This window comes from Nostoc sp., assembly GCF_036917815.1.
Lineage (GTDB): Bacteria > Cyanobacteriota > Cyanobacteriia > Cyanobacteriales > Nostocaceae > Nostoc.
The window spans coordinates 1-16,720 of record NZ_JBALEK010000078.1; the positions used below are offsets into that span (position 1 = coordinate 1).

The window sequence follows — 16,720 nt, forward strand, 5'->3', positions numbered from 1 at the left end:
CCAAGCAATGGCGGTTGCTGTCAATTACATTACCGAAGATGATGCCCTCGGTTGGTTCAATCACTGTGGTCTATTTACCTGAAAATTGCTGTAAGATCGAGGATGCCTGCGGCAGGCTGTGACGCTCCTGCGTCGCTAACGCTACGCTATCGGTGACGTGTGTCGATGTATTGTATCTCAGCAAGAATTGTTATAAAGACCTAATTTCGCTTACGCTCAATTTTGGTCAGAAGGTGTTTCGTTTTTGACCGCCGTAATACCCCTGCCTACGAAGCGTTGAGGCAGGGGTATTACGGCGCTCCGATAAACGCAGAGATGATCTAACAAAGCCCAATAACACTTGCAGGCAACGGTGATTGCTCCCTGCACCATTAACACCCAAACTTGCACCCATGGAATATTATCATAAGAAGCTGGTAAATAGGGCATTGGGCATTGGGTTATTGGTTATTCCCTCCTCTGCCCTTTATGCCCCTTATCCGCATCCATTCTTTAAGGAAAGCGATGCGTTTTTAATACTCTGGAACTGAAGGATCAATTTCTCGACTCCAAGCGGTAATTCCGCCTTTAACATTCGTCCCGACAATCCCGGCTTCTTTGAGGATGGCGAGGGCTTTTGCCGATCGCCCGCCCATCTTACAATGAGCAATCAAGCGGTGCCCGTTTAATATTTCCTTCACCTTGGCAACGCCGTTTCCATTTTCAATGTCTGGTAAAGGCACCAACACTGAACCCGGAATCTTGGCAATATCATACTCATTAGGGTTGCGGACATCGAGTAGTACAAAATCCTTCGCACCGCTATCGAGTAATTCCTTCAAATCCTTGACAGTTATTTCTTGACTTTCCAACTGTTGTTTTGCCTCCTCTGCCTGAGCTTGGGGAATTCCACAGAATTCTTCGTAGTCTATCAGCTTTTCAATCACTGGGCGAATCGGGTTAGGACGCAGTTTCAATTCCCGGAATTTCATATCTAAGGCGTTGTATAGCAGCAATCGTCCACTGAGAGTATTACCTTGTCCCAAAATGATTTTAACAGTTTCGGTTGCCTGGATTAAACCAATAATTCCTGGCAAAATTCCCAATACTCCACCTTCTGCACAAGAGGGAACCATCCCTGGTGGTGGTGGTTCTGGGAAAAGGTCACGATAATTGGGGCCACCTTCGTAGTTAAATACAGTAGCTTGCCCTTCAAAGCGTAAAATTGAACCGTAGACGTTGGGCTTATTCAGCAAGACGCAGGCATCGTTAACGAGATATCTGGTGGGGAAATTATCGGTACCATCCACCACGATATCGTAAGGTTGAAGGACTTCCAGGGCGTTTTCGGAACTCAGGCGAATTTCGTATAAATCAACCTGACAATAGGGGTTAATCTCGTGAATGCGGTTTTTTGCCGATTCAATCTTAGGTTTACCCACCCAAGATGTACCGTGGATTACTTGGCGTTGCAGATTGGAAGTATCGACAACATCGAAATCGACAATGCCGATGCGTCCAATACCCGCCGCCGCCAAATATAAAAGTAGTGGTGAACCTAGTCCACCTGTACCGATACACAGTACACTGGCGGCTTTTAGGCGTTTTTGTCCTTCTAGTCCGACTTCCGGCAAAATCAGGTGTCGGGAGTAGCGTTCGTAATCGTCTTTGGTCAACTGGATTTCATCCAGGTTGGGATTTAGCATAGCAGTTATGGTGTGCGAGAGCGGAATATTAATCCTATCGAAAAACTGTATCTTATATAGAGATGTCTATTAGGCAAGACTAATTTTCATCAGTGGTAGCGGGGAAAACCGCTATGAGTAACTGTCTTTATACTAAGCCGTTAAATTATATTTTCAATTGCCTCTGCTTGGAATTGATGATGATCGTCAAGGCTCCAGCTTTGCAGTTCTCCAGCTTTACCGTTTTGGACAGAGACTATTATTATATATGAGTATCCCTGCCAAGGGTATAGGCGATGTCTACGAAGAGCTACGCCTACGCATTCTGAAGGGATAGCAGGATGATCTGGGTGGGAGTGAAAAATGCCGATAATGTTTAGTGAGCGATCGCGTGCTTCCTTTTGAATTTTTAGCATAACTTCGGGTGCGTAGGCGTAGCCCGTCGCAGACATCGCATATTACCGTTTTTTACTTGCTGTTGTGCGTTCCCCTCCCAACTCAGCCGCCGCTTCTGCATTCCAAGCATTTTCTGTTGGTCTGACTTCTACCACAGTTTTGCTATCATTAGCCACATAGCCCAATATTAGACCACAGTACTCATCTGGGTAGGTGCTTTCGGCATGGGTGCGGATTGTTTGCAAGTGTTCTTGGCTAAGTTTAATCATGTTTGCGTTGGTAATTTTGGCAACTTATAACGATTCTCCCTTAGATGCAACTCTAGTCTAGTTATGGGATGTATAGATATAGATCAATTCAGGCGTAGGCGTAGCCCAACCTAGGCATCTCAGCATTCAAAAAGAAAATGTATTCTTTTATACTCTATAAACACTTAGCTACTGCTTTTTTATTGCCTAGAAACTAGAAGAATATGAAGGATATATAAAGCTCGGTATTTACATATACATTTCTCGGCAAGTAATGTGAAGAGTATGCAAAGATGGTTACTTAAATATAGACATTTAAGTAAGATACTGACTATGTAGTTATTTTGAGGATATTCAAATGTTCTCTATTTTCAAGCTATACACATAAGGATAATAGCCCACAAGGAGGGCAGAAAAATATTTTTCCCATCAAGAACCGTTGAATATTTTCTCTTGTAGTAGGACTTAGGCGCTGGCAAAAACAACAAATATGAAGACTAGATTTTAGACATTCAATTTTCATATTTTTTTAATTATTGTTCAGCATTCTCTACTGAATAAGAATAATTAAAAAAGCCTGAAACGACCGATTATCGCAAACGGATATGCTGATTAATTGTATAGTAGTTGAAAATTAGATAGTCTGGAAATAGTTAAATTAATGTTACGCAAAAGCCTTTTTCTATGGTCAATCTTCGAGAAACATTACTGATCCTTAAGAGGATGTTTGAAAAGTTTTTTTGTATACGCCTAACCCTTGGAGATCCCCATAAATCCACCTTTTTAAGGGGGACTTTGATTCCGGTTTCCCCCTTTTTAAGGGGGGTTAGTGGGGATCAATAAGTGCCTAAAATTACAGTCAACCACTTTTCAAACATCCTCTAACAGTGAGGTATAAACTATGCCGAAAACGTCAAATTTCGGCGAGTTATTTATGCCCCAAAACAGCACAAACAGCAGGCAATACGGTTGGGTTAAGGCAAGAGACGCGATTTATCGCGTCTTTGCAATTAGCGGCGTGTCATCAAAAAACCTTATCCGAACCGTATTGAAACAGCAGGTTGAAAACTTAAGTTACTGAAAAAATCGATTGAAGTAAGTAGAAAATTATGGCAAATATCATTGGAACCAACGGGAATGATACCTTAGTGGGTAGTAACGACGCTGACACAATTAATGGTAAGGCTGGTGACGATACCATTGGAGATTCCAATGGCAGAGACACTTTGACTGGTGGAGGCGGTAAGGATAAATTTATTTACAACTTGTACGACAACAATCAGATGATCACCGATTTCGGTGGCATTGGTAAAGGAACGAACCCAACAGCAGCAGTCATTGCCGAAGTCGATACCATCAAATTTCAAGGTGCTGGCTTGACTGCCCAAAATCTGCTGCTCACCCAGGATGGCAGCAATCTGGAAATCACCTTTGAAGGCATTGAGTACTATAACGAAGTTATCCTGCAAAACTTTGCCTTGGAAAATCTGGATAACCTCAACAAGTCTACAGGAGCCACTGTAGACTTAGGCAATATAGAGTTTGATGGGCAAAATAGCATCACTGATAGCTTTGATGTTTTCAATGCCAACTCCACCCAAAGCACTATCTTCAACAAGAATACAGTCACCTTCCTTAACGACCTGAATAATAATGTTAACGGCTTTGACAACTCAGATGATGTGATTAATGGTCAGGGGGGTAATGACATCATTGACGGCAAGAGTGGCAACGACCTTTTGAGAGGTGATGCGGGGAATGACAACCTCATTGGTGGTACGGGGAATGACACCCTCGTTGGTGGTACAGGGAATAACACCCTCAACGGTGGCGCTGGTGACGATAACTTAAAGGTTCAGTATTCAAATAATGAGTATTCAAGAGGCAATAACCTACTCTCTGGGGGGGATGGCAACGATTTTCTTAGTGCCTCTGGCTCCTCAGGTAATAACACCCTCGTTGGTGGTAATGGAAATAACACCCTCGTTGGTGGCAATGGTTATGATATCCTGATAGGTGGGAACGATAGTGATACCCTGACAGGTGGCTTTGATGATACCCTGATAGGTGGCGGTGGCAAGGATAAATTTGTTTACAACTTGGGCTACAGCGAGATTGATACTATAACCGATTTTGGTGGCATTGGTAAAGGAACGAACCCGACAGCAGCAGTCATTGCCGAAGTCGATACCATCAAATTTCAAGGTGCTGGCTTGACTGCTCAAAATCTGCTGCTCACCCAGAATGGTAGCAATCTGGAAATCACCTTTGAAGGGCTTGAGTATAACAAAGTTATCCTGCAAAACTTTGCCCTGGAAAACCTGGATAACCTCAGCAAATCTACAGGAGCTACTGTAGACTTAGGCAATATAGAGTTTGATGGGCAAACTAGCATCACTGATAGCTTTGATGTTTTCAATGCCAACTCCACCCAAAGCACTATCTTCAACAAGAATACAGTCACCTTCCTTAACGACCTGAATAATAATGTTAACGGCTTTGACAACTCAGATGATGTGATTAATGGTGAGGGGGGTAATGACATCATTGACGGCAAGAGTGGCAACGACCTTTTGAGAGGTGATGCGGGCAATGACTCTCTCATTGGTGGTGCGGGGAATGACACCCTCGTTGGTGGTACGGGGAATGACACCCTCGTTGGTGATAGGGGCAGTGACTCCCTCGACGGTGGCACTGGTAACGACTGGCTGCTAGGTGATGATGTAAATCCCCTCGTAAATTTTGGCACTGGTGATAGTGATCCAGGGAACAATACCCTCAACGGTGGCGCTGGTGACGATAATTTGAATGTTGACTTTTCATCAGGCAATAACCTGCTTTCTGGAGGCGACGGCAATGATACTCTCTCTGACTCTAGTACCTACTTTGGTGGTCTGGTGTCTGGTAATAACACCCTCAACGGTGGCGCTGGTGATGATGACTTGAATGCTTCCTATTCATCAGGTAATAACCTGCTTTCTGGTGGCAATGGCAATGATATTCTCAACGGTGGTGATTCCCGTGGTAATAGCACTCTCAATGGTGGCGCTGGTAACGATTTCTTGAATGTTGACAGCTCATCAGGCAATAACCTACTGTCTGGAGGCGATGGCAATGATACTCTCTCCGTCTCTGGCTTTAGGGATGATTTCAGTTTCGGCAGGGAGGATGGCTACTCAGTCGTCGGTAATAACACCCTTAACGGTGGTGCTGGCAATGATACTCTCTCCGCTTCCGTCTCAGGCGGCAATAACATTCTCAACGGTGGCGCTGGTGACGATTCCTTGAATGTTGACGGATCATCAGGTAATAACCTACTCTCTGGGGGTGATGGCAATGATACTCTCTCAGCCTCTAGCTTCCAGTATGACCCATTTAGCAACCCATATTCCTCTGGTAATAACACCCTAAACGGTGGTAATGGAAATGACATCATCTCTGGTGGCAATGGTAATGATATTCTCACAGGTGGGAACGGTAATGATACCCTCACAGGTGGCGGTGGCAAGGATCAATTTGTTTACAACTTGGGCGACGGCACTGATACTATCACTGATTTCGGTGGCGTAGGTAAAGGGACAAACCCGACAGCAGCAGTCATTGCCGAAGCGGATACCATCAAATTTCAAGGTGCTGGTTTGACTGCCAAAAATCTGCTGCTGACTCAAAATGGCAGCAATCTGGAAATCAGCTTTCAAGGGGTAGGTGGTACTCAAGTTATTCTGCAAAACTTTGCTCTGGAAAACCTGGATAACCTCAGCAAATCTACAGGAGCTACTGTAAATTTGGGAAATATCCTATTTGATGGGCAAACTAGCATCACTGACAGCTTTGATGTTTTTAATGCCAACTCCACCCAAAGCACTATCTTCAATAAGAACACAGTTACCTTCCTTAACGACCTGAACAATAATGTTAATGGCTTTGATAATTCAGATGATGTGATCAATGGTCAGGGAGGTAATGACAAAATCGACGGCTTGAGTGGCAATGACTTGCTACGCGGTGGTGCAGGGAATGACACTCTTCTTGGTGGTGAGGGCAATAATACCCTTGACGGTGGTACTGGTGACGATCGCTTATATGTTGACATTTCATCAGGCAATAATCTACTCTTTGGGGGCGATGGCAATGACTATCTTAGTGCCTCTGGCTACCAATACACCGACTACCCAGAGGGCGACGATCTTCGCTCCTTAGGTAATAACACCCTCAATGGTGGTGCTGGTAATGATAACTTGAATGCTAGCGGTTCAACAGGTAATAATCTGCTCTCTGGAGACGATGGCAATGATTCTCTCTCCATCTCTGGCTACTACCAAGGAAATAACTACTTTAATAAAGACTCTCGCTCGTCTGGCAATAACACCCTCAACGGTGGTACTGGTAATGATAACTTGAGTGCTAGTGGTTCAACAGGTAATAATCTGCTCTCTGGTGGCGATGGCAATGATTCTCTCTCCATCTCTGGCTATTACAGCTACACTCCCAACCAAGACCCGCATGAACCCCGCGACGTCTCCTTGACATACGACTCTCGCTCATCTGGCAATAACACCCTCAACGGTGGTGCTGGTAATGATAACTTGAATGCTAGCGGTTCAACAGGTGATAATCTCCTGGATGGAGGCGATGGTAATGATACTCTTACAGCCTCTGGTGCCTCTGGTAACAATATCCTCAAAGGTGGTAATGGCAATGACTACCTCACAGGTGGCAACGGTAATGATAGCCTCTATGGAGGAGCTGGTATTGATACCTTTGGTTTCAATAGTTACAAGGAAGGCATTGACACTATTTATGACTTCAACGCCACTAATGAACTGATTCAAGTATCTGCTGCTGGTTTTGGCGGTGGGTTATCAATAGGTTCACTCTCAGCGAATCAGTTTACCCTGGGAACATCGGCAACCAGTAGCGAAGAGCGATTTATCTATAACAGCGCTACAGGTGGGCTGTTCTTTGACGCTGATGGCAGTGGGTCTGGGTTTACTCAGGTAAAATTTGCACAACTATCTGCTGGATTGTCACTAACCGAAAACAACTTTGTGGTTGTTTAATCGTCATTAGCGGTCTGCTATCACTCTAAGTACGGGTTGCGAGGTGCTTACAAAAGTACCTCGCATTCGACTGTTCAGTGCAATTAGTGCTAACAGAGAGTAGATGTGAGATTTTGTGACTCAACTTTCAACGTGGGTGGTGAATATTCGAGAAATATTACTGTTGCAAATGGCACACTGAAGTTAGTGAAAAAATCAATTTAGCTAGGAAAAAGTTATGGCAAATATCATTGGAACCAACGGTAATGATACCCTAGTGGGTAGTAACGACGCGGACACGATTAATGGTGAAGCAGGCAACGATACCATCACAGGTAAACAGGGCGATGACACCCTGACTGGTGGCGGCGGCAAGGATCAATATGTTTACAACTTAGGCGACGGCACTGATACTATCACTGATTTCGGTGGCATTGGTAAAGGAACCAACCCAACAGCAGCAGTCATTGCCGAAGTCGATACCATCAAATTTCAAGGTGCGGGCTTGACTGCCCAAAATCTGCTGCTGACCCAGAATGGTAGCAATCTGGAAATCACCTTTGAAGGGCTTGAGGATAACAAAGTTATCCTGCAAAACTTTGCCCTGGAAAACCTGGATAACCTCAGCAAATCTACAGGAGCTACTGTAGACTTAGGCAATATAGAGTTTGATGGGCAAACTAGCATCACGGATAGTTTTGATGTCTTCAATGCCAACTCCACCCAAAGCATTATCTTCAACAAGAACACAGTCACCTTCCTTAACGACCTCGACAATAATGTTAATGGCTTTGACAACTCAGATGATGTGATCAATGGTCAGGGTGGTAATGACAAAATCGACGGTAAGAGTGGCAACGACTTGCTACGCGGTGGTACCGGCAATGATACTCTGATTGGTGGTGAGGGCAATGACACCCTCATTGGTGGTACGGTGAATAAGTTTAACTTGAATGCTAGCAGTTCAACAGGCGATAACCTGCTTGATGGGGGCGATGGGAATGATTCTCTCTCGGTCTCTGGCGACTATGAGGACATATATGGAAATGTCTATTTTGCCTCAGGCAATAACACCTTCAACGGTGGCGCTGGTAACGATAGCTTGAGGGCTGATTATTCAACAGGCGATAATACCCTCTACGGTGGCACTGGTAATGATAGCTTAAGTGCTGGGGCTTCAAAAGGCAATAACTTACTCTCTGGAGGCGATGGCAATGATTATCTTTCCACCTCTTATCTTAACTACGCGTACATCGTTTTTCCCTCTTCAGGCAATAACACCCTCAATGGTGGCGCTGGTAACGATACCTTGATGGCTGAGTCTCCATTCGGCAATAACTTCCTCTCTGGGGGCGATGGCAATGATTATCTCTCCACCTCTGGCGTTGGTACTTATAAAGGAGACCCTAATTTTAGCTCCTCAGGTAATAACACCCTCAACGGTGGCGCTGGTGACGATACCTTGAGGGCTGAAGATTCAACAGGCAATAACCTGCTCTTTGGTGGCAATGGTGACGATTACTTGAGTACTGACTCTTTAACAGGCCTACTCTCTGGTTACTCTTCAACAGGCAATAACCTCCTCTCTGGTGGCGATGGCAATGATACTCTCTCCAGCTCCGGCTATATCAATGCCTACGATGATTATGTACCCTCATCAGGGAATAACACCCTCAATGGTGGCGCTGGTGACGATCGCTTGAGTGCTACCATTTCAACAGGCAATAACTTCCTCTCTGGGGGTGATGGCAATGATTCCTTCTATGTAAGCACCGCATCAAATAGTGCCTCCTCTGATATAGTGACTCAAACCGTAGATGGGGGTAAGGGTGACGATTTGTTGTCCGTCGATGACAGCAATGCTACAGGGGGGATCACAACGACATTCAATGCCACTACCAACACTGGCTCAATTACGGCAGGCACCTATCGGGTTAACTACAAGAATATTGAAGGATTAAATATCTTAGGTACAGCCTACGATGACAACATTGTGGGCAACGATGGCAATGATACCCTCTCTGGGGGAGTTAGTGGCCATGATACCATAGATGGGGGTAATGGTGACGATTACTCATCTATCAATTTTGGGGATGCCACTGGAGGAATTACTTCTACATTCAATGCTACTACTAACATTGGATCAATTACGGGGGGCACCAATAGCGTTAGCTACAAGAATATCGAACGATTAACTTTAACTATCTCAGGTACAGCCTACGATGACAATATTGTGGGGAGCAATGGCAACGATACCCTCTCCACAGGCGTTAGTGGCAATGATACCATAGATGGGGGTAATGGTGATGATTTACTGTCCGTCAATTACAGTAATGCTACCGCAGGAATCATTTCGGCTTTCAATGCCACTACTAACATTGGCTCCATTACCGAAGGCACCAATAGCGTTAGCTACAAGAATATCGAAGGATTAAATATCTCAGGTACAGATTACGATGACAATATTGTGGGGAGCAATGGCAACGATACGTTCTCCACTAGCTTTAGTGGCAATGATACCATAGATGGCGGGACAGGTGATGATTTATTGTCCATCGCTTACGACCTCTATAAAAACAGAAATTTTACTGGGGGAATGACTTCGACCTTTAATGCTACTACGAACATTGGCTCAATTACTGCGGGCACAAATAGCGTTAGCTATCAGAATATCGAACGATTAAATATCTCAGGTACATCCCACGATGACTTGATTGTGGGAGGCAATGGCAATGATACGCTTTCCGGGGGCGATACTGACAATGCTGGCAATGATACGATTATTGGCGGTGCAGGTAACGATTATCTCAAAGTTAACTTTTCAACAAACAATAATCTGCTGGATGGAGGCGATGGCAATGATTACTTTGATGTCCTTAACACCTATGGCAACAACACCCTTAATGGAGGGAATGGAAATGATTTTTTAGATTTTGGCAATGGTTTGATAGGTACAGGTTTTCCTATTCCCTCTAACTCAGTAACTCAAACAGCAGATGGAGGGACAGGTGATGATACCTTGTCATTTGACGGGGGTGCAACCCAGGGACTCACTTCGACATTCAATGCCACTACTAACACTGGCTCAATTACGGCGGGGACGAATAGCGTTAACTACAAGAATAGCGTTAACTACAAGAATATCGAACAATTAGATATCTCAGGCACAGCCGAGGATGACAAGATTGTAGGAAGCAATGGCAATGATACGCTCTCTGGAGGCAATGGTAATGATAGCCTCTATGGAGGAGCGGGGACTGATACCTTTGGTTTCAATAGTTACAAGGAAGGCATTGACACTATTTATGACTTCAACGCCACTAATGAACTGATTCGGGTATCTGCTGCTGGTTTTGGTGGCGGGTTATCAATAGGTTCACTTCAGACAAGCCAGTTTACCCTCGGAACATCTGCAACCAGTAGCGATCAACGATTTATCTATGACAATATTACAGGTGGATTGTTCTTTGACCAAGATGGCAGTGCGAGTGCCTTTACTCAGATAAAATTTGCACAACTATCTGCTGGATTGTCACTAACCAAAAACAATTTTGTGGTTGTTTAACAGTTTCGGCGAAATTCCCCACCCTGCCGTCGCTGAGGGTGGGGATGGATAGCCGCCGGACGACGACGAAAACACTTTGAAGAGACATCGAAATTTTAGATTTTAAATTTGGGATTCAATTATTCCAAGTGCGTTAAATCATAATAGAACTGAGAGTTTCATCATCAGGACTGTTAAAAGATGTATCAAACTGACCCGCCGCGATCGCCAAAAGATGTATTGCCGACCATGTATGATCTTCCTAGTGAAGACCCTGAGGAGCCTGGTTTGCCCGATCAGTTTCATTTATTGCAACCTCGTCTGTTAGACGAAACCTTTCGTCCACAAAATTATCCTAGCGACGAGATATTTGTTGCTAGCGATCTAAATCTTTATTATGACCCACGCCACCCACTGTGGCATAAGCGACCAGATTGGTTTGCTGTTTTAGGTGTTTCCCGTCTCTATGAACAACAGGATTTACGCTTAAGTTATGTCGTTTGGCAAGAGGGTGTTCATCCTTTTATTGTGATTGAGTTGCTGTCTCCCGGAACTGAAAAGGAAGATTTGGGGCAGACATTACGGGATATCAAGCAACCACCAGGAAAATGGGAAGTGTATGAACAGATTCTACGTGTTCCTTATTATGCAGTATTTGATCGGTACAAATATAAATTAAGGGTGTTTAAGTTAGATGGCGGTCGTTATGCTGAGATAGCACTGTCAGAATCACGCTTCTGGATACCAGAACTAGAATTAGGCTTGGGTGTCTGGCAGGGACGCTATCAAGATGTAGAACAGCCCTGGTTACGGTGGTATGATGGGACTCTAAATTGGGTGTTGACTTATACAGAACAAGAAAGCCAACAGGCCCAACAAGAAAAACAACGGGTTGAACGGTTGATTGCACAATTGCGATCGCTAGGTGTTGAACCCGATGTAGATTAGCTTTATGCCTACCTTATAACCCTCCAAACCACTCATAGCCCTGATCCTCCCAATAGCCTTTAATCGGCGACAAATTGCTGACAAATGTAATTTGAGTTACCCACTTGCTTTGCTTGTAGCCCAGTTTAATTGGAGATGCTAGGCGCATCGGCGCACCATTATCAGCTGATAATGGTTGTCCATTTTTTTGATAAGCCATCAGGGTTTGGGGATGTACAGCAGAGGCAATATCCCAGCTTTCATAATAGCCATCAGCAGATTTGAAGTAGACATAGCGGACGTTTGACTTAGGCTGTACCAGCGCTACTAAATCTCGTAATCGCACCCCTCCCCATTGAACGATCGCAGCCCAGCCTTCAACGCAGATATGGCGAATCACCATTGAAGTTAAGGGAAGTTTTTGAATATCTGCCATACTCAATTGCATCGGGTTACTAACCTCGCCATCAATCTTCAGGCGAAATTGCGCCGGATCAATTTGCGGGGTGAAGTCAAAGGTATTGATTAGCAATTTGTCTGCTTCTATGGCACTCACTGCAAATTCTGGAACTGGTTTTTGAGTTAGCAGGAGTGCTTCAAAACGTTGGTTTAGTGGCTCAGATATTTGCTGCACTTGATCTGAGAACAAATTTGTCCCGCAGCCACCTAAAAGAAAACCTACCCCTGAAAGTCCAGATACTTGCAGTAACCGGCGGCGGGATAGGGTGCGTTTGGGAAGAATCAGATTCATAAGAAATTTGGTTTATTCCCCGTCCTTGGAGGACGGCTTTACTGTAAAATCAATATACGGTGAAATTACTAAATGCAGGAAATTGACTCGTTTCCAAAGCTTAAGTAGTAACCCAGTGACATAGCGATTGCGTAGCGGTAGCGAGCGTCGTATCCACGCAAATTGAGTCGTGGGGTGTGGGGTTAAGAAGTAAAAAGTGAGTACACCCTCTGATCAAACGTAACCGCGCCCGTAAGTTCCGCAAACAATATAAGTGAACAAGCAATTGTTAGTAGTGTTGGGAGGGGGACAAAGCTCCGTACCTTTAGGTCGGAGAATGGTTACAGAACCTCTACAGGAACATAGATTTAACTAGACGGATGCTTCCTACCTTCAGGGCAAGTAAGGAATGAGCAATTGTAAATAGTATGACAGTAGGAACAGTGATAAAGTGAACTGTCCGTAAATTCTGCCAACTACCAAACAGCCCAGAAATCCAATGGAGTTGGGCAGGTTTGTACATCGCCAAACCACTGAAAATTGCCAGCAGCAGCACTGGAATGATCGCAGTATAAACTAGCCGATGCCATGCGTAGTTCTTGCGCTTTGGGTTCTGGCTGACTTGCAATGCTTTTAAGTCACCGCCATCGGCAAAGCGACGTTGCCAACGACGAGTGACTAAAATATAAAGTCCATACCAAAGTAAATTCAGCGAAAACAGCCACATAGCAGCAAAATGCCAATGTCTACCACCCCCTAGCCAACCTCCCAGCAACAGAAAGTCAGGAAAATGCCAACCTGCACGCCCTCCAAATACCGGATTAGCATTATAGATTTGCAATCCGCTACCGATCATCAAAATGAGACTGATGATATTAATCCAGTGAAATGTCTTTGATAGAAAAGTCTGACTTGGTGTTGAGGGGACTTTGCGTTTAGATGAAGTCATACCAATTTTGGATTTTGAATTTTGGCTTAAACAAATGCACTTGTAACTTGATGATTAACTGCTGCTAGTACTAAAATTCCCCCCAAAACTGGCCCAGCACAGGGAGTCCACAAAAGTCTTAACTGAGTCCCTAACCAAAACTCTCCCATCAATCAGTCCCATTCGTGCAGGTTGTTTAGCCCACTTGCCAATTGGAATATAACTAAATATACGGTAACTCCCCGTAGGGAAAATTGCGAGTAGTCCCAAAAATAAGAGGAGTGCGATCGCTCCATTCCGTAAGAAAATAACCAAGCCTGTAAACCAGGTTGCGGTTACACCTAGTAAAGGGAGCAATGCGATTCTGTGAGGTGGGGAAGCAGGGGAGGTAGGGGAGGCAGGGGGAGAGAAAGAAATAAGTGTATTTAGAGCTATAACAGTCGTAAAAAATACTAGAGTTTTCTCTTCACTCCCCCTGCTCCCCCTGCCTAAGAAAGCTCTTTTCACGATGATCTCACTTTTTCGCGTTGCTCCCTTGTGGCTAGGGCTTGGTGGAAGCCGGTGTTTGCTTCATCGCACCACCGGCTTTGTCTTTGCCCATTGCATCTTTGCCCATCGCATCTTTACCCATTGCATCGCCGGCTTTATCTTTGCCCATCGCATCTTTACCCATCGCATCGCCGGCTTTATCTTTACCCATCGCATCGCCGGCTTTGTCTTTGCTCATAGCAGGAGAGGCTTCAGGAGCAATTTGATTGTTGCTTGCAGGACTGCTAGAGCAAGCAGTGAGACTGGTAGTTAAAATCAGACCAGCAATTAAAGAAAGTGTTTTCCAGTTCATAGTCTTCTTTCGTCCTTTGGATAGTTATTTTTGTATTGATTGATCAGAGGAAACTAAGCTACAAGTAGATTCATCAAGGCATTGCCAAAAAAGATACCTTCTTGTAGAGGACTCCATCAGACTTTTGCCACTGATATTTGAGTTATCCCCAACATTCAAAGTATCTCTGTTAGGACTGAAGCTTATCTGAAACGAAGCCATGATTTTCATAAATTTATCCCTTGAGAAAATTTAGTTAATTCTCAGCATTTTCTCAGGTATTCATGGTAGCTCAAGGTCGCAACCAAATTTAGGTATTCTCTCAGCGAAACCTCATGCTGAAGTGAATGAAGACAACTTAGCATATATCTAGAGACTTAGCGCTGCTAAGTCTCTATAAGGGTTTTGGATAACGCATATTTAATTTTTGGAGATGTCTTTTCTGTAATATTTTCTTAGTAAATAACCTGTGCGTTTTGATGCTTCTAACACGAATGGCACTAAGTTAAGATACAGCCCTCCCCCGGCTTGGTCAGAGGCAGCAGCCCCTGGGAATACATTCCCAGTCTTCAGACTGGGAACAAGGGAACACAAACCTTTGAGCTTTTCTCAGTGCCATTCGCTTCTGATACTAATCTATGGGCGACAGAGAAACAAAGCGACTTTTAAGCGACTGTTGGGAATTAGCAAATAGGGTGGGCAACTGTTACCCACCCTAACGCTCTAACTTGCTACTGTCTCAACAGGGGCTGCCTCAACAGCAGTTATGGGTAAATAAACACTAACTTTTTTACGGGTTTTGCCCTTTCTCTCAAAGGTTACAACACCGTCGATTAAAGCAAACAGAGTGTCATCACTACCAATACCGACGTTGTTACCAGGGTGAAATTTGGTGCCGCGCTGACGCACGAGAATGTTTCCTGCACGTACAGCTTGACCGCCATAACGTTTGACACCCAGACGTTGGGCATTAGAATCACGACCGTTACGTGTACTACCTGTTCCTTTCTTATGAGCCATGATTTCCTCTTGTGTATCTACTTCTTTTTATTATTCAGCAGCAGTTTCAAATTCTTCGGCGGAAGTGTCATCTGCAACAGGGATTTCTTGCTCCGTTCCTCCTTGGGCAGCAAACACTGCACCATTAAGGGTGATGGAGTCAATCATAAGTCTGGTAATTTCCTGACGATGCCCCCGCTTTTTGCGGGTTTTCTTTTTCGGCTTCATTTTGTATACCAGGACTTTACGACCCCGATAGTGTCGCATTACAGTCCCTTCTACAGTCGCACCTGTCACTAGTGGCTGTCCAATGGTGACTTCGCCCTCGTGCTGCACGAGTAATACGGAGTCTATTGTAACTTTTTCATCTGGTTCGGTAGCAAGCAGTTCAATGTCGTAAAACCGCCCTGGCTCTACTCGTATTTGTTTGCCGCCAGTTTCAATAATTGCGTAGGTCATGGAATTGTCCTTGAGGTTGCCGTACAGGTAGCTGGTTTTTATCTCTTGTAGAGACGCTTTTACCAGCTTTTGTAATATGTCTACCTGATCCGAGCAGGAATTAGACAGACAATCTAACATACTATTTTATTAACAGGTGTTAAGTCAAGCCATAACAGAATTTTTGGATTTGGCGTCTGGTCAGCCGGAAGAGGAAAAATCAGCTAATTGACTATTTGGCGATCGCTCATTTCCCAAGAGTGGCGATGAATTAGCCAACAGTCGTCAGATGCTGCATCTACGCCCGTCGTAGACATCACCCACCAGCAGGAATGTAAATTATATTTACAAGTCAGAATTAATGCTTTTTAACTAAAAATTGCTACTATCTTAGGGCTGAATTTTATAAAAAAAATAACAGTGTTATTATATATTTTTCTATCAAAACCAATGCATTCTTATTCTTTGTTTTAATATCAAATATAGATGCTTAATTGAGGAATTCTTTGCAGAAGTTAGTAAATCCCCAGAAGTTAAATTACTACATTCAAACCTGATATTTCAAACAGGAGATGGATTGTCATGACACAGCAAAATGCTGCCCGACTTTTTAAAGCCGTAAAACAAGATCAAGCATTACAGGAAAAACTCAAAGCAACATCTGATCCAAAAGCCTTCATCAAGATTGCTGAAGAGCGTGGCTATGATTTCAACGTCCAAGAACTAGACAGTGAGATCAGTAAATTGTCTGAAGAAGATTTAGCCACCATTGTCAATCCAGGATGGGGAACTAGACGCCACATTCATCCTAGATAATTCTGGCTCTAGGAAACCGAAAGTATAGGAACAACTGAATTGACAAGTTTTGCTCCTCAAGGGGATACTATTGCATCATCTCCTTTAGGGGCATTCCTGTTGCGAGCATCTCACCTTTGCAAATATACTTGGCGATTAGAAATCGCGGCTACACAAACGAAGTCCGCCTTC

At 44.1% G+C, this 16,720-nt stretch carries 12 protein-coding genes and 1 pseudogene; 5 read left to right on the forward strand and 8 right to left on the reverse strand.

Translation table 11 applies throughout. The annotated features are described in order from the left end of the window. Window positions 1–216 precede the first annotated feature (216 nt). The 3 genes and pseudogenes from V7K97_RS23535 to V7K97_RS23545 all read right to left on the reverse strand — a co-directional run bounded on the left by V7K97_RS23535 (window position 217) and on the right by V7K97_RS23545 (window position 2,329). On the reverse strand, window positions 217–429 hold the full coding sequence (locus V7K97_RS23535) for a hypothetical protein (protein ID WP_334803408.1): 213 nt from the start codon (window positions 427–429) through the stop codon (window positions 217–219). Window positions 430–512: 83 nt separating this feature from the next. After that, entirely contained in the window at window positions 513–1,685 is a 1,173-nt protein-coding gene (gene moeB, locus V7K97_RS23540; RefSeq protein WP_334803409.1) for a molybdopterin-synthase adenylyltransferase MoeB, read from the reverse strand. Window positions 1,686–1,825: 140 nt separating this feature from the next. Continuing rightward, a pseudogene (locus tag V7K97_RS23545) lies at window positions 1,826–2,329 on the reverse strand (Mov34/MPN/PAD-1 family protein). Window positions 2,330–3,209: 880 nt separating this feature from the next. On the opposite strand from V7K97_RS23545, the gene V7K97_RS23550 reads away from it, so the two are divergent. The 4 genes from V7K97_RS23550 to V7K97_RS23565 all read left to right on the forward strand — a co-directional run bounded on the left by V7K97_RS23550 (window position 3,210) and on the right by V7K97_RS23565 (window position 11,839). Next, a complete protein-coding gene (locus V7K97_RS23550; protein WP_334803410.1) occupies window positions 3,210–3,389 on the forward strand; it encodes a hypothetical protein in 180 nt (59 codons plus the stop codon). A 28-nt stretch (window positions 3,390–3,417) separates the two neighbouring features. After that, window positions 3,418–7,368 (forward strand): beta strand repeat-containing protein, encoded by a 3,951-nt coding sequence (locus V7K97_RS23555; RefSeq protein WP_334803411.1) that lies wholly within the window; start codon window positions 3,418–3,420, stop codon window positions 7,366–7,368. A gap of 217 nt (window positions 7,369–7,585) precedes the next feature. Beyond that, window positions 7,586–10,912 (forward strand): beta strand repeat-containing protein, encoded by a 3,327-nt coding sequence (locus V7K97_RS23560; RefSeq protein WP_334803412.1) that lies wholly within the window; start codon window positions 7,586–7,588, stop codon window positions 10,910–10,912. Between the two features lie 180 nt (window positions 10,913–11,092). Next, complete coding sequence (locus tag V7K97_RS23565; protein WP_334803413.1) at window positions 11,093–11,839, forward strand: Uma2 family endonuclease; 747 nt, start codon at window positions 11,093–11,095, stop codon at window positions 11,837–11,839. A 13-nt stretch (window positions 11,840–11,852) separates the two neighbouring features. On the opposite strand, the gene V7K97_RS23570 is transcribed toward V7K97_RS23565, so the two are convergent. The 5 genes from V7K97_RS23570 to rplU all read right to left on the reverse strand — a co-directional run bounded on the left by V7K97_RS23570 (window position 11,853) and on the right by rplU (window position 15,754). Next, complete coding sequence (locus V7K97_RS23570) at window positions 11,853–12,569, reverse strand: molybdopterin-dependent oxidoreductase (protein WP_334803414.1); 717 nt, start codon at window positions 12,567–12,569, stop codon at window positions 11,853–11,855. 331 nt (window positions 12,570–12,900) lie between these two features. Continuing rightward, a complete protein-coding gene (locus tag V7K97_RS23575) occupies window positions 12,901–13,497 on the reverse strand; it encodes a cytochrome b/b6 domain-containing protein (RefSeq protein WP_334803415.1) in 597 nt (198 codons plus the stop codon). A gap of 520 nt (window positions 13,498–14,017) precedes the next feature. Beyond that, on the reverse strand, window positions 14,018–14,317 hold the full coding sequence (locus V7K97_RS23580; protein ID WP_334803416.1) for a hypothetical protein: 300 nt from the start codon (window positions 14,315–14,317) through the stop codon (window positions 14,018–14,020). Window positions 14,318–15,019: 702 nt separating this feature from the next. After that, the gene (rpmA, locus tag V7K97_RS23585; protein ID WP_334803417.1) at window positions 15,020–15,316 is read right to left on the reverse strand and encodes a 50S ribosomal protein L27; all 297 of its coding nucleotides are present in this window, start codon (window positions 15,314–15,316) and stop codon (window positions 15,020–15,022) included. Window positions 15,317–15,346: 30 nt separating this feature from the next. Further along, window positions 15,347–15,754, reverse strand: coding sequence for a 50S ribosomal protein L21 (gene rplU / locus V7K97_RS23590; RefSeq protein WP_334803438.1), 408 nt, complete (start codon window positions 15,752–15,754; stop codon window positions 15,347–15,349). Between the two features lie 561 nt (window positions 15,755–16,315). On the opposite strand from rplU, the gene V7K97_RS23595 reads away from it, so the two are divergent. Continuing rightward, a complete protein-coding gene (locus tag V7K97_RS23595) occupies window positions 16,316–16,549 on the forward strand; it encodes a Nif11-like leader peptide family natural product precursor (RefSeq protein ID WP_334803418.1) in 234 nt (77 codons plus the stop codon). Window positions 16,550–16,720: the final 171 nt, after the last annotated feature.